The sequence below is a fragment of the Leifsonia sp. Soil_N53 genome (assembly GCF_057655165.1).
Genome location: NZ_JBDGMM010000062.1, coordinates 102,857 through 117,440, shown reverse-complemented (window position 1 = coordinate 117,440; position 14,584 = coordinate 102,857). Strand labels below are relative to the sequence as shown.

11 protein-coding genes are annotated in these 14,584 nt (G+C 71.9%); 2 read left to right on the top strand and 9 right to left on the bottom strand.

What is annotated here, in order from left to right:
• Positions 1-40: 40 nt before the first annotated feature.
• From AC3A3H_RS11880 to sucC, 7 genes are all read right to left on the bottom strand, one after another.
• Positions 41-1,096 carry a Glu/Leu/Phe/Val dehydrogenase family protein gene (locus AC3A3H_RS11880; protein ID WP_487614753.1) on the bottom strand — a complete coding sequence of 352 codons (1,056 nt, stop codon included), beginning with the start codon at positions 1,094-1,096 and terminating at the stop codon, positions 41-43.
• 111 nt (positions 1,097-1,207) lie between these two features.
• A complete protein-coding gene (gene purH / locus AC3A3H_RS11875) occupies positions 1,208-2,788 on the bottom strand; it encodes a bifunctional phosphoribosylaminoimidazolecarboxamide formyltransferase/IMP cyclohydrolase (protein WP_487614752.1) in 1,581 nt (526 codons plus the stop codon).
• Positions 2,785-3,378 carry a phosphoribosylglycinamide formyltransferase gene (gene purN, locus AC3A3H_RS11870; RefSeq protein WP_487614751.1) on the bottom strand — a complete coding sequence of 198 codons (594 nt, stop codon included), beginning with the start codon at positions 3,376-3,378 and terminating at the stop codon, positions 2,785-2,787. The genes purH and purN overlap by 4 nt, the downstream gene beginning before the upstream one ends.
• A 58-nt stretch (positions 3,379-3,436) precedes the next feature.
• Entirely contained in the window at positions 3,437-4,714 is a 1,278-nt protein-coding gene (locus AC3A3H_RS11865; protein ID WP_487614750.1) for a cell division protein PerM, read from the bottom strand.
• A gap of 55 nt (positions 4,715-4,769) precedes the next feature.
• Positions 4,770-6,185, bottom strand: coding sequence for a hypothetical protein (locus tag AC3A3H_RS11860; RefSeq protein WP_487614749.1), 1,416 nt, complete (start codon positions 6,183-6,185; stop codon positions 4,770-4,772).
• 114 nt (positions 6,186-6,299) lie between these two features.
• A complete protein-coding gene (gene sucD, locus AC3A3H_RS11855; RefSeq protein WP_487614748.1) occupies positions 6,300-7,187 on the bottom strand; it encodes a succinate--CoA ligase subunit alpha in 888 nt (295 codons plus the stop codon).
• A 19-nt stretch (positions 7,188-7,206) separates the two neighbouring features.
• The gene (gene sucC, locus AC3A3H_RS11850; protein ID WP_487614747.1) at positions 7,207-8,370 is read right to left on the bottom strand and encodes an ADP-forming succinate--CoA ligase subunit beta; all 1,164 of its coding nucleotides are present in this window, start codon (positions 8,368-8,370) and stop codon (positions 7,207-7,209) included.
• Positions 8,371-8,603: 233 nt separating this feature from the next.
• Between sucC and AC3A3H_RS11845 the strand changes: the two genes are divergently transcribed.
• Both AC3A3H_RS11845 and AC3A3H_RS11840 read left to right on the top strand, forming a co-directional pair.
• Positions 8,604-10,118 carry a hypothetical protein gene (locus AC3A3H_RS11845; RefSeq protein WP_487614746.1) on the top strand — a complete coding sequence of 505 codons (1,515 nt, stop codon included), beginning with the start codon at positions 8,604-8,606 and terminating at the stop codon, positions 10,116-10,118.
• Positions 10,115-10,963 carry an oxygenase MpaB family protein gene (locus AC3A3H_RS11840; protein WP_487614745.1) on the top strand — a complete coding sequence of 283 codons (849 nt, stop codon included), beginning with the start codon at positions 10,115-10,117 and terminating at the stop codon, positions 10,961-10,963. The genes AC3A3H_RS11845 and AC3A3H_RS11840 overlap by 4 nt, the downstream gene beginning before the upstream one ends.
• On the opposite strand, the gene AC3A3H_RS11835 is transcribed toward AC3A3H_RS11840, so the two are convergent.
• Together AC3A3H_RS11835 and AC3A3H_RS11830 are read right to left on the bottom strand one after the other, a co-directional pair.
• Entirely contained in the window at positions 10,960-12,000 is a 1,041-nt protein-coding gene (locus AC3A3H_RS11835) for an FUSC family protein (RefSeq protein ID WP_487614744.1), read from the bottom strand. The two genes, AC3A3H_RS11840 and AC3A3H_RS11835, sit on opposite strands and share 4 nt — an antisense overlap.
• Positions 11,997-14,522 (bottom strand): ATP-dependent helicase, encoded by a 2,526-nt coding sequence (locus tag AC3A3H_RS11830; protein WP_487614743.1) that lies wholly within the window; start codon positions 14,520-14,522, stop codon positions 11,997-11,999. The genes AC3A3H_RS11835 and AC3A3H_RS11830 overlap by 4 nt, the downstream gene beginning before the upstream one ends.
• Positions 14,523-14,584: the final 62 nt, after the last annotated feature.

The following is a 14,584-nucleotide window of genomic DNA, read 5'->3' as shown; positions in this document are numbered from 1 at the left end:
GCCCTCGTGCCCGCTGTCACCGTGACCGCGAGGCGCCCGCTCAGGCGTGCGCAGGCTCCCGCAGGCGCGCCAGCGCGATCTCGTCAGCGGCGGCGAGCGTGGTGATCCCGCGCTCGGCGGCCACGTCGAACACGCGTGCCACAATGTCGCCGATGGCTTCGACGCGCTCGCGCGTGGCCTCCGCCGACGGGTGCTCCTCGTTCATCATGGCGAGGAAGATGACGCCGCCGGCATTGACCACGAAGTCCGGCGCCCACAGGATGCCGCGGGCGACGAGCCGCTCGGCGCCGGAGCGCGCCGCGAGCTGGTTGTTGGCCGGGCCGACGACCGCTTTCACGCGCAACTCGTCGATCACCGTGTCGGTCAGGACCCCGCCGACACCCGCCGGCACGAACAGGTCGCCCTCCACGCGGTGCGCCTCGTCGGGCTCCACCCAGGTGGCGCCGAGGGCGTCGGCGAGGGCGCGCTTGGCCGGGTTGACGTCGGTGACCGTGAGCACCGCACCCTCGCTCGCGAGGCGCATGGCGATGAGCGAGCCGACGTGGCCGAGACCGAGCACGGTGACCCGGCGGCCCGCGACATCGCGGCTGCCGGTGGCGCGCTCCAGGGTCGCGAGCAGGCCCGCGTATACGCCGGCCGCGGTCGCGTCGCTCGGCTCGCCGACGCCGCCCTCCGCGGGCGGGAGGCCGCACACGTGCGCGGTCCGGGTCGCGACGACGGACATGTCCTCGGCGCTCGTGCCCACGTCCTCGGCGGTCATGTAGCTGCCGCCCAGGCTCTCGACGGCGTCGCCGAGGTCGAGCATGACCTCGTAGCGTTCGGTCGCGGTGAGCTGGTGCCCGCGCGGCAGGTAGACCACTGCCTTGCCGCCACCGCGGTTGAGGCCGGCGGCGGCGTTCTTGAAGGTCATACCCTCGGCCAGGCGCAGGGAGTCCGCGACGGCCTCCTGCCAGGAGTCGTAGCTCCACACCCGGCAGCCGCCGAGGGCGGGGCCGAGGACGGTGGAGTGCACCGCGATGCTGATGGTGAGGCCGCTCCGCCTCCCCTTCACCACATGCAGTGTTTCGTGCGGAAGGTCGGTGGGCAGGACGGACATCGGTGTCTCCTCGTGGGATCGCGGTGAATGCTGGGGGTCTTGTGGACCGTCCTCTATTCTCCGCGACCCCGCGAGGGGATGCAATCCGGCGGGGCGCTCAGTGGCGCGCGCTCAGTGGAAGAAGTGCCGCTCCCCGGTGAAGTACATCGTCACCCCGGCCGCCTTCGCCGCGGCGATGACGTCCTCGTCCCGGATCGAGCCGCCCGGCTGCACGATCGCGGAGACGCCGGCGGCGATCAGGATCTCGGGTCCGTCGGCGAACGGGAAGAACGCGTCGGACGCCGCAACCGAGCCCGCGGCGCGGTCGCCCGCGCGGCTGACGGCGAGGTTGCAGGAGTCCACCCGGTTGACCTGTCCCATGCCGACGCCGACCGAGGCGCCGCCCTTGGCGAGCAGGATCGCGTTGGACTTGACCGCGCGGCACGCCTTCCAGGCGAACTCGAGGTCGGCGCGCGTCGCCGCGTCGGCCTCCTCGCCGGAGACCAGGGTCCAGCCGCTGGAGTCGAACTCGTCAAAACGGTCGGCGTCCTGCACCAGCACGCCGCCGGAGAGCTGGCGGAACTCCGTGACCGAACGCGTGTAGCCCTCGGGCAGCCGGAGGATGCGGAGGTTCTTCTTGGTCTGCAGCAGCTCCAGGGCCTCCGGCTCGAAGTCCGGGGCGATGAGCACCTCCGTGAAGATGCCCTTGACCGTCTCGGCCATCGCCAGCGTCACCGTGCGGTTCGCCGCGATCACGCCGCCGTACGCGGACACCGGGTCGCACTCGTGCGCCTTGCGGTGGGCGTCGGCGATGTCGTCGGAGACCGCGATGCCGCAGGGGTTGGCGTGCTTGATGATCGCGACGGCGGGCTCCGCGAAGTCGTACGCGCTGCGCAGCGCCGCGTCGGCGTCCACGTAGTTGTTGTACGACATCTCCTTGCCGCCGAGCTGGGTCGCCTGGGCGATGCCGCGGCCGGCCGGGTCGGCGTAGAGCGCCGCGGCCTGGTGCGAGTTCTCGCCGTAGCGGAGGGTCTGCTTCAACTCGGCGCGCACTTCGAAACGCTCGGCGAAGTCGTCCGTGGCCGGGGCCTCCCCCGCGAACCACGCCGCGACGGCGCCGTCATACGAGGCCGTGTGGGCGAACGCCTTGGCGGCGAGCGCGCGGCGCTGGTCGAAGCTCGTGCCGCCCGCGGCGACCGCGGCGGTGACCTCCGCGTAGTCGTCCGGCGAGACGACGATGGCGACGTTCGCGTGGTTCTTGGCCGACGCGCGCACCATGGCCGGGCCGCCGATGTCGATCTGCTCGACCACGTCGTTGCCGACCGCGCCGGAGGCGACGGTCTCCACGAACGGGTACAGGTTGACGACGACGAGCTCGAACGGCTCGATGCCGAGGTCCTTGAGCTGGTCCTCGTGGGAAGCGAGCCGCAGGTCGGCGAGGAGGCCCGAGTGGATGGCGGGGTGCAGCGTCTTCACCCGGCCGTCGAGCGACTCCGGGAAGCCGGTGACGGTCGCGACGTCGGTCACGGCGTGGCCCGCGTCGCGGATGGTCTGGGCGGTGGAGCCGGTCGACACGATCTCGACCCCGGCCTCCGCCAGCGTCGCGGCGAGTTCGAGCAGGCCCGTCTTGTCGCTGACCGAGATCAGGGCGCGACGGATCGGGACGACGTCCCGTTCACGGTAGAGGCTGGCGTCGTGGCGGGGTCCGCTCATACTCGGGAGAGCTCCTTGAGGTCGATGTGTCCGTTGGCGATGTCGAGGACGGCGTCGATCAGGAGGCGCCGCTCCACGGGTTTGATGCGTTCGTGCAGGCTGGCCTCGGTGTCGCCCGGCTCGATCGGGACGCGCTCCTGGCTGATCACGGGACCGGCGTCCACGCCGTTGTCGACCACGATCAGGCTGGCGCCGGTCTGGGTCGCGCCGGCGGCGAGCGCGTCGCGGACGCCGTGCGCGCCGGGGAACTCGGGCAGGTACGCCGGGTGGGTGTTGATCAGGTGCGGCGAGAGCGCCGCGACCACGCGCGGCGGGACCAGGCGCATGAAGCCGGAGAGGATGACGAGGTCGGGCTCCCAGAGCCGGATCTGCTCGAGCAGGGCGTCGCCCCACTCCTCACGGCTGCCGTAGGACGTGAACGGCACCGTGAACGACGGGATGCCGAACTCCTCGGCGTGGTCCAGCCCGTCCGCCTCACGGTCGGCGCCCACGGCGACGACCCGCGCGGGGAACTCGGCGTCCGTCGAGGCCTCCAGCAGCGCACGCAGATTGGAGCCACCACCGGAGATCAGCACGACGATCGAGAGCACGCGACAAGCCTACCCATCCGGCGGGGCGCGGTCGGACCACGGAACGGCCGACGCCCGCTCAGCGCCGGACGCGGCGCCCCGCCAGCAGCCCGATCACCGCGGCCACCGCCACCTCAGCAGCTGCCAGCGCGCCGACCAGCCACGGGTTCGGCCCGACGTCGTGCAGCCGGCCGGGGCCGAGCGCCCCGGAGGACCACCAGGCCAGCAGGCCGAGCTCGATCCCCGCGACGACCCCGATGCCGAGAGCGGTGAGCATGAGCGCGAGCGCTCCGTCGGGCTGCGCCCTCCTGGTGGCGCGCAGCAGCGCAGCCGCGAGGAACCCCGCCAGCAGGGGCACCACCACGCCCGCGAGCCCGAAGGCGTAGCCGTGCGCCGGGATGACGCCGAACAGCGGCACCCCGGGGAGCGGTCCGAGCGCCGTGCCGATCGGGCTGACCGTGGAGCCGGTGCCGATGGCGAACCCGGGCCCGACCAGCCACGACATCAGCCAGATCACGAGGTTCGGCAGGAAGGCGAGCTGGGCGATGGTCAAGGCGATGCCCCCGGCGACCCCCGTCTGCAGCTGTTCGTACAGGCCGATGATCGCGCCGTAGTTGCCGAAGATGAGCAGGGTGAGCAGGAGGGCGGACAGCCCGATGACGATGGCGGTCGCGGCGCTTCCGGCGCGCAGGGCGCCGAGGACCGCGGTGCGGACCGGAGCGGGGACCGCGGCCACCCGGGAGCGGACCGCTGTCGCGACGGGTGCGGCCCCTCCCCTGGCCTGCGCCGATGCCGGAGCGCCGTCGGCCGTCCGGTCGCCTCCACCGTCCTGGGACTGCTCCCGCACGCCGCGGAGCGCCGCGAAGACGAGGCCGATCCCGATGCCGAGCGCGTAGGCGAAGGTCGGGAGCACGAGGCCCTGCCACAAGGAGGGCTGCACGATCGGGCTGCCGGCCGTCAGGGTCACCACGACGGAGATCAGGAAGAACACCGCGAGTGCGGAGACCGCGCCGGTCGCGCGGAACGCCGTCTCCGCGGCCCTCGACCCGGTGCGCACGCCCAGACCCGCGGTGAGGGCGGCGAAGCCCAGCAGGGCGATCGTGACCTGGAACGGCGTCGCGGCGGCCGCGAGGCCGAGCGACCCGACGAGCTGCGGGTCGAGGGTCACCGTGAGGTTGACGCCGTGCCCGACCAGCCAGATGTCCGCCGTCGCCCGCCAGACGATCGCGAAATCGCCCGCGAGATGGTACTGGGCCGCCCACAGCACGGTGAGCGGCACGAGACAGATCGCCAGACCGATCGCCGCGACGATGGCCGCCTCGAGCGCGGCGAGCAGGGCGACGGTTGTGCGATTCATGACCGGATGGAGCCTACCGGGCGCGGAGGCGCGCGCCCCGCAGACACTTCGGCCCTCAGGAGACGGTCATCACCGGGGTGTCGTCGTCGGCATTCTCGGGCACCGTGACGACGGGGCGCTGGACGAGCTCGAGGATCGCGATCACGACCGCCGCGATCACCAGCGTCCAGATGATGAGCGACGGCGTGAGCGGTCGCACGAACAGGACCACCGCCGCCGCGATGACCGCGACCGCGGCCCGCAGCAGGACCCGCTGGGCGTAGAACCACTCCCCGACCCGGCCGGTCGTGATGCCGTGCTGCTCGGCGGACTCCCTGACCCAGGTGACGCCCGATCCGAAGAAGCCCCGCAGCTTGCGCGGGACGCCGAACGGCCCCGAGAACCACGCGACGAGCGCCACGACGATCGCGAGCACGAGCACCGCGACCCCGGTGTCCTTCATCGCCGTGGACACGGTCACGTAGAGCGTCGACGCGACTCCCGCGGGCACCAGCGCCGGGGAGGCCGAGGCGATGAACACGATCCTGCCTATCGCTATCGCGGACACGACGACGATCATCGCGATGGCGAGAGCCGACGCCGCGCCGATCAGCGCGAGCGCGCGTCGCCGCGCCACGATGACGCCCAGGGCGAGCAGTCCGATCGAGACCCAGGGCAGCCACGCCCCGGCGACGATCGCGAGGTTGTAGAACACCTGCAGCGTCGGGATCGACGAGTTCTGCGCGACGGTGATCGTCTTGTCGATCGTCGGGATGCGCGACGCGAACGAGATGCCCTGGTCGACGAGCAGCTGCTTGACCCTGTCGATGATCGGCCCGAGCTGGATGCCGACCGACCCGTCCGCGCCGATCGCGACGGCCGCCTTCGGATCGCCCTGCATCGTGGCGATGAGCTGGTTGTGACTGGCGCGCAAGGCCTCCTGCCACACCTGCGCGAACGCGTCCGACGCGACGAACCGGCTGACGGTGGTCTGGATGAGCGACACGAGTCCCTGGGCCAGCGGCGCCTTGAGGGCGTCCAGCGCCTTGGTGGCGACCGGCCCGGTCCCGAGCCCGGTGATGCCGTCGATGACCTGCGAGGTGAGCTGCGGGATGTCCACCTTCTCCTGGATGACCTTGACGGCCTCGTCCGTCACGTAGGCCTGGACGCCCGGATCCTTCGCGAGCGGCGCGTAGGTGGCGACGAAGGAGTCCGTGTCGGTGAGCTGCACCTTCGCCCACGAGGCCACCACGGCGACGGGCGCGAGGATCGCGCCGATCACGATGAGCACGACGGCCAGCAGGGTCCAGGCCCAGCCGCGCTTGTGCTTCGGCGTGGGTGCTGCAACGAGCTCCGGCAGCGGCTCGGTCGCGTTCTCGTCGAGCCGGCTCCGGAGCGCGGCGTTCTCGGACTCGAGCGCCTCGACGCGCCGCGCGAGCTCTTCGTTGGTCGGCCGTGGCATCGCATCCCCCTCCCGGACGGTGGTGCTCACTGTAGCGCCGCCTCACGGGCGGCGGGCAGGCCTCGAAACCGGCTGGGGACAAAAGGATCGGGGCCGGACTCCGTGGAGGAGTCCGGCCCCGATCGGGGGTTCCGTGCGATGCGATTACAGCGCCGCGTAGACCTCGCGCAACAGGGCGGCGGTCTCGGACGGCGTCTTGCCGACCTTCACGCCCGCGGCCTCCAAGGCCTCCTTCTTCGCCTGCGCCGTGCCGGCCGAGCCGGAGACGATCGCGCCGGCGTGGCCCATCGTCTTGCCCTCGGGCGCGGTGAAGCCGGCCACGTAGCCGACGACCGGCTTGGTGACATTGGCCTTGATGAAGTCGGCCGCGCGCTCCTCGGCGTCGCCGCCGATCTCGCCGATCATGACGATCGCCTTGGTCTCCGGGTCGGCCTCGAACGCGGCGAGCGCGTCGATGTGCGTGGTGCCGATGACCGGGTCGCCGCCGATGCCGATGGCGGTGGAGAAGCCCAGGTCGCCCAGCTCGTACATCATCTGGTAGGTCAGCGTGCCGGACTTGGAGACCAGGCCGATCGGGCCCTTGCCGGTGATCGTCGCCGGGGTGATGCCGACGAGCGACTCACCGGGGGTGATGATGCCGGGGCAGTTCGGGCCGATGATGCGGGTCTTGTTGCCCTTCTCCTTGGCGTAGGCCCAGGCCTCGGCGGAGTCCTGCACCGGGATGCCCTCGGTGATGACGACCAGCAGCGGGATCTCGACGTCGATGGCCTCCACCATGGCGTCCTTGGCGAACGCCGGCGGCACGAAGATGATCGACACGTCGGCGCCGGTCTTCTCGATGGCCTCCACGACCGTGCCGAAGACGGGCAGCTCGACATCGCCGTGTGTCACGGTGGTGCCGGCCTTGCGGGCGTTGACGCCGCCGACGACCTGGGTGCCCGCCTTCAGCATGAGCGCGGTGTGCTTGGTGCCCTCGCCGCCGGTGATGCCCTGGACGATGACCTTGGAGTCCTTGTTGAGGAAGATAGACATTCTCTGATTCGCCCTTTGCTTACTTCGCGGCCAGCTCGGCGGCCTTGTCGGCGCCTTCGTCCATGGTGAGAGCGAGGGTGACCAGCGGGTGGTTCGCCTCGGTGAGGATGCGGCGGCCCTCGTCGACCTTGTTGCCGTCGAGGCGCACGACCAGGGGCTTGTTGGCCTCGTCGCCGAGGATCTGCAGCGCCGTGACGATGCCGTTCGCGACCGCGTCGCAGGCGGTGATGCCGCCGAAGACGTTGACGAACACGCTCTCGACCTGCGGGTCGTTGAGGATGACGTCGAGGCCCGCCGCCATCACCTCGGCGGACGCGCCGCCGCCGATGTCGAGGAAGTTCGCCGGCTTGACGCCCTTGTGCTTCTCGCCCGCGTAGGCGACGACGTCGAGCGTGGACATGACCAGGCCCGCGCCGTTGCCGATGATGCCGACCTGGCCGTCGAGCTTGACGTAGTTGAGGCCGGCCTTCTTGGCCTTGGCCTCCAGCGGGTCCGCGGCGTCCGCGTCCTCGAGCGCCTCGTGCTCGGGGTGACGGAAGTCGGCGTTCTCGTCGAGGGTGACCTTTCCGTCGAGGGCGATGATGTCGCCCTCCTCGGTGAGCACCAGCGGGTTCACCTCGACGAGCGTCGCGTCCTCGCCGGTGTAGACCTCGTACAGCTTGACGAACACGTCCGCGACCTTCGCGACCAGCTCGTCGGGGAAGCCCGCGGCCTTCGCGATCTCGGTGGCCTTCGCGGTGTCGATGCCGCCGCGCGGGTCGACCTCGATGCGCGCGAGCGCCTCGGGCTTCTCGACCGCCAGCTGCTCGATCTCCATGCCGCCCTCGACGCTCGTCAGCGACAGGTAGGAGCGGTTGGCCCGGTCCAGGAGCACCGAGAAGTAGAACTCGCGGGCGATGCGCGCACCCCCGGCGACCATGACCCGGCGGACCACGTGGCCCTTGATGTCCAGGCCCAGGATCGCCTTGGCAGCCTCTTCGGCGTCCTCCGGCGTCTTGGCGACCTTCACGCCGCCCGCCTTGCCGCGGCCTCCGACCTTGACCTGCGCCTTGACGACGGTGACGCCGCCCAGCTTCTCCGCGGCCGCACGGACCTCCTCCGGAGTGTCCGCGACGATGCCCGGAAGGACCGGGACGCCGTACTTCTCAAACAGGTCTCTGGCCTGGTACTCGAATAGATCCACGGTTATCCAATCCGCTGATGTCCGGCGCGCTCGTGACGCGCCGGCTGTTATCTCCTGGGCGGTCCGGCGGGAGAATAGCTCGACGCCGAGATAAATTCGCCAGTGAGAACTTTAGCGCGTCCGACTGAACAGCCCGAATCGGTTACTCCTCCACAGGGCGGACGGCAGGCGAACCTCTCCACGGATTCCGCCGCGGGCGCCCGGCGGCGGTCCGCCGCCGCGACCGTGGAGGCATGACACATCGCATCTCCACATTCGTGACCGCCTTCGCCCTCGCCGGCCTCGCCGTCTTCCTCGGCATCCTGCACGCCCTCGCCGTCTCACCCGACGCCCGGGCGCTGTCCGGGGCCGGACACGGCCCTGGCTACCTCTCCCGGGACGGGTGGTGGCTCGGCACCTACCGGCTCGACGACGGCGCCCAGGGCTTCTGCCTGAACGCCGGCAAGCCGAGCCCCACCGGCAACGGCTACGACTACACGGACGCCGCGTCGCTCGGCTGGTACACCCCCGAGCAGGCGGCCTCGCTCGCCTACATCTCCCGCGCGTGGGCCGGCACCGACGACCGGCTCACGGCCGCGTCCGGGCAGCTCGCGACCTGGCTGATCGCGGGCCTCGGCGGCCACACGCCGGAGGAGCTGGCGGCCCGCGCTGGCGCCGACGCCGGCCGCGTGCTCGCCCGGGCGCACGAGATGGTGGCGGAGGCCGCGCGGCTCGGGTCGACGTCGGTGCGGGCCGACGCCGTGCTCGAACTGGCCGAGACCGGGCCGGGCCGGATCCGCGTCGAGCTCACCGTGGTGGGGCCCTCCGGCGCGGAGCTCATCGAGCCGGGAGCGCACCGGGCACGGGTGTCGCTCGACGGCGCGACGTTCCCGGACGGCGGCCGCGACGCCGAGCTGCCGACCGGCACGGATGTCGAGATCGTCGCGACGGGCGACGGGCCGAGTGTGGCGGTGAGCGCAACGGCGGCCCTCGACGGGCTCCCGTACGGCGACCGCCTGCTGGTCGCGGCGCCGCACGGCGACGCGCAGGCCGTGCTCGTGGCGGTGCCCGCGACCGCAGAGGCCCGGGCCGCTGCCGCCACGACGGGGCCGTCTCCGCTGCCGTTCCAGCCGGTCGTCTCCACGGTGACGAGCGCACCGGAGGCCGTTCCGGGCGCGCTGATCCACGATCGCCTCACCGTGTCGGTCGACACCGCGGACGGGCTGCTGCCCTCCTGGGGCGTGCGCTCGGTGGACGACGGGTTCGAGCCGGTGGAGGCGGTGGTCGAGAGCACGCTGTGGGGCCCGTTCCCCGGCCCCATCGCGCACGCCGCCGCCGTGCCAGACGGCGCACCTGCGGTCTGCACGGTCGAGACCGCGGTGAACGGCACGGGCGAGTACGACACCCCGGCGTGCGCCCTCCCTGCCGCGGGTCACTACGTGTGGACCGAGCGGATCGAACCGTCGCGCCTGGGCGCTGGAGCGGGGGGTGAGCGGATGCGGGCGTGGCAGTCGGCGTTCGGGGTGGCCGCCGAGATCACTCTGGCTTCGGAGCCCGTCGGTCCGGCGCCCGAGCGACCGGCTGATCCGGCGACGGTGGCGCCCGCCGCCCTCGCCGACACCGGTGCCGACCTGGCAGGCTGGCCGATCGCGCTGAGCGGCGGCCTGGCAGGAGCGGGCGTGCTGGCGACCGGCCTGGCGTGGGGCCGGCGTCGCCGGAATCGGTGGCGTCGCGTCGACGCGGTGTCCCGTTGCAGTATGGAGGTATGACGGGTGCGCGCACAGTCCGCGACCTCCCCGGGACTCGGGAGCTCACATTCCGGCAGCTCACCGGCGAGGCGCTCTGTCTCGCCGGTGGGGGCCGGGCCCTCCTGCTGCAGATCGCGCACCCCGCCGTCGGGCGCGGCGTCGTGGAGCACAGCGACTTCGCCAACCGGATGATGGATCGGTTCCACGGCACCATGACCTTCATCTACGCCGCGACGTTCGCGACCCCGGAGGAGTTCGACGCGGTCCGCAGGCGGGTCAACCGGGCGCACGCCCCGGTCCGCGGAGCGGCCGCCAGCGGCGGCGAGCCGGCCTACAGCGCGTTCGATCCGGAGCTGCAGCTCTGGGTGGCCGCGACCCTCTACGCGACGATGGTCGGCCTGAACGAGCGGATCTTCGGACCGCCCAGCCCCACCTCCCGCGAGGAGCTCTACCGCGAGGCCACCCGCTGGGGAGGCGGACTGCAACTCGGTCCGCAGGACTGGCCGGCGACCGAGGCGGGGTTCCGGGACTACTGGGACGAGACGGTGCGGCGGCTGCGGGTGACCGACGCCACGCGGGCGGTGGCCGGGCAGATCCTGCACCCCCGCGGCGTGCCCCTCTGGTTGCGGGCCGCGCTGCCGGACGCGCGGATCGTCACGGCCGGACTGCTGCCGCCGAGCGTGCGGGACCAGTTCCGGCTGTCGTGGGGTCCGTCGGCCGAGCGCCGCTTCGAGCGGAGGATGCGGTGGGCGGCGGCGGTGTATCCGCGGCTCCCCCAGAGTCTCCGGAATCGGCCGCGCGACGTGTACCTGCACCGCCTGCGGCGTTCGCTTGCCGAGGGGACGGGAGCCGAAGGGACGGGTTAGACGGCCAGACCGCGCGACCGTTCGACCAGGCGCGCCAGCAGCACCAGGGCGATCCCGATGCCGGCGCCGAGCACCGTCTCCAGCACGCGGTCGAGGACCAGTGAGCCGATCGGCGCCGGGGACGCCAGGTGCGAGACGGCGAGCGCCATCGGGGTGATGAAGAGCAGCGCGTAACCGTAGTGACGGCCGACCAGCATCTCCGCGAAGAACTGGCAGACCACGATCACCGCGATCACGACCAGCGCCGGCGGCGACCACACCAGGACGAGCGCGGCCACCACCACGCCGCCGATGGTGCCGAGGATCCGATGGAGCGACCGGGAGAGCGAGTGCGCGGCGCGCGCGGGAGGGATGACGGCGACCAGGCTCACGACGGCCCAGTACGCGTGGCCCAGCCCGAAGGCGAGGGCGAGGCCTCCCGCGAGGAGGGCGCCGACGGCGTTCTGCGCGGCGGTCAGCCAGACGCGGCGGTCCCGCAGGACGGTCGCATCGACGCCGGGGCGGCGGTGCAGCTTCTTGAGCAGGACCGCGCCGGTGCGCGCGGCGCGGTCGCCCGCCCACCGGCGCAGCAGCCAGCCGGACATCGTCAGCAGCCAGGAGAACGCGGCGACGCAGGCGGCGAGCCCGATCCTGCCCCACGCCTCCGCAGGCGGTGTGGGGATCGCCGCGCACACCAGCAGCGCGAACACGAAGAAGAGCGGCTGGGCGGGGAGGAGCTGGAAGGCGGTCGCCAGGAACGTCCCGACCACGACCACGACGACGAGGAGCACCGTCACGAGCCACAGCGGCTCCCCCGCCACCGCGACCGCGACGCCCAGCGCGATGCTCACCAGCAGCGCGACCGCGGCCACCGAGACACTGCGGAGGCGGAGCCGGTAAGGCTCGTTCCGGCCGTACAGCGCAGTGAACGCGCCGAAGGTCGCGTAGGCGGCGAGGTCGAGCCGCCCGACGAGGAGCAGCACCAGCAGCGGCACCGCGACGGCTGCGGCGGCCCGGAGGCCGACCTCGACGCTCAGCGATGCGAGCCGCTGCCTCACAGCTTGTCGATCGGTGCGATCTTGATGAGGAGCTTCTTCGCGCCCACCTTCTCGAACTGCACGTGCGCGACGCGCTTGGCGCCCTCGCCGGTGACGTTGGTCACCCGGCCGTCGCCGAAGTCCGCGTGCCGGATCCGGTCGCCCGGCGCGAGCTCCAGGTCGCCGTTGTCGCGGACCTTGCCGGTCACCCGGTTCGGCCATTCCGCCTTCGGGCGCTCAGCCGGCGCGCTTCCGCCGACCGGGTAGCTCTCGTTCCAGCGGCCCCCGGTCCCACCGGCCAGCCCCGGCCTGCGTGCGTTCAGCGCGCGCGACTGCGAACCGCCGCGCCCGTTGGCCGCGCCGGGCGACTGCCGCCAGTCGATCAGGTCCGCCGGGATCTCCTGCAGGTACCGGCTCGGCATCGCCACCGCCGTCTCGCCGAACTGCGCCCGCGTCATCGCGAGCGAGAGGAACAGGCGCTTCTTGGCGCGCGTGATCCCCACGTAGAACAGCCGCCGCTCCTCCGCCGGTCCGCCGGGCTCGTTGGCCGACATGCGGTGCGGCAGGAGGTCCTCCTCGATGCCCGTCAGGAACACCGCGTCGTACTCCAGCCCCTTGGCCGTGTGCAGCGTCATCAGCGACACCGAGCCGCTGGAGTCGTCGATCTCGTCCGCCGCCGCGACCAGCGACACCTCGGTGAGGAAGTCGACCAGCGTGCCGTCCGGGTTGTTCCGCGCGAACTCGCGGGTCACCGCGACGAGCTCGTCCACGTTCTCCGCTCGCGCCTCGTCCTGCGGATCGCGGCTCTTGCGGAGCACGTCGAGGTAGCCGCTGCCGTCGAGCAGGAAGGTGAGCACGTCCGCGACCGCGGCGACCCCCGCCGGATTGGCCGGGTCGACCTTCGCCGTCGCCTCGTCGAGCATCCCGGAGAGCTGCAGGATCGCGCCGGTCACCTTGGGGCCGAGGCCGAGCGAGCCGGCGTCGCGCATGGCGTCGCGGAACGTGAAGCCGTTGTCCTCCGCGTAGCTGGCGAGCTGCGTCTCGGTCGCCGGCCCGATGCCGCGCTTGGGCGTGTTCAGGATGCGGCGCAGCGCCAGGGTGTCGTCCGGGTTGGCGACGGTGATCAGATACGCCATCGCGTCCTTGATCTCGGCGCGCTCGTAGAACTTCGTCCCGCCCATAACCTTGTACGGCAGCGCCGAGCGGATGAAGATCTCCTCCAGCGCACGGGTCTGGGCGTTGGTCCGGTAGAACACCGCGATGTCCTTGTAGTCCATGCCCGCGGCGTGCAGCTTCTCGATCTCGTCGGCGACGAACTGTGCCTCGTCGTGACCGGAGTAGCCGGTGTAGCCCACGATCTTGTCGCCGTCGCCGACCGCCGTCCACAGCTTCTTGTCCTTGCGGTCGAAGTTGTTGGCGATCACGGCGTTGGCCGCGCTCAGGATGTTCTGGGTCGACCGGTAGTTCTGCTCCAGCAGCACGACCTTGGCGCCGGGGAAGTCGCGCTCGAACTCCACGATGTTGCGGATGTCCGCGCCGCGGAACGCGTAGATCGACTGGTCCGAGTCGCCCACCACGGTGAGGGAGGCCCCTGGGACCGCGCCGACCACGTCGCGCAGCTTGCTGACGTTGCGGCCGTGCTGCTCCATCTCCTCGGCGATGTCGGGCGCGACCGGCATCGTCAGCTCGCGGATGAGCGCGTACTGGGCGTGGTTGGTGTCCTGGTACTCGTCGACCAGGAGGTGCCGGAACCGGGTCTGGTAGAGCGCCGCCACCTTCGGGAAGGCCCGGAACAGGAAGACCGTCTCGGCGATGAGGTCGTCGAAGTCGAAGGCGTTCGCGCGCCGGAGCGCGCGGGTGTACTGCCGGAAGATCTCGAGGAACATCACCTCCTGCGGGTCGCTCAGGTTGGCCGAGCGCGCGAACGTCTCGATGTCGGTGAGCTCGTTCTTGAGCTTGGAGATGCGGCCGGAGGTGCCCGCCACGGTGAAGCCGAGCGTGTCGGCGTCGAGCTCCTTGATGATCCGCTTGAGCAGCGCGCGGGTGTCGCCGGAGTCGTAGATGGTGAAGCTCTGCGTCTTGCCGATCGTCTCGGCCTCGCGGCGCAGGATCCGGACGCACGCCGAGTGGAACGTCGAGATCCACATGCCCTGCGCCCGGCCGCCGAGCAGCTGCTCGACGCGCTCGCGCATCTCGTTGGCCGCCTTGTTCGTGAACGTGATCGCGAGGATCTCGCTCGGCCACGCCTCCCGGCTCTCGATGAGCCCGGCGATGCGCCGGGTCAGGACGCTGGTCTTGCCTGAGCCGGCGCCCGCGACGATGAGCAGCGCGGCGCCCCTGTACTCGGCCGCCTCGCGCTGCTGCGGATTCAGCCCGGCGAACAGGCGCTCGTTCGGCCCCCGGCGCCCGCCGTTCCCGTCCCCGGATCCGCCGCGCGACGCGCCCTCGCCGGGGCGCGCGTCGCCCTCCCAGCCGTCGAGGATGATCGGCACGGAGGAGGGCACCGCGGAAGTGGAGGAGGGGGCGTCGGGGAGGCTCGTCATGTCTCCAGCCATTTTAGCCGCCGCCACCGTCATCGCCGCCGGGAACCGAGCCGCGACCGGCC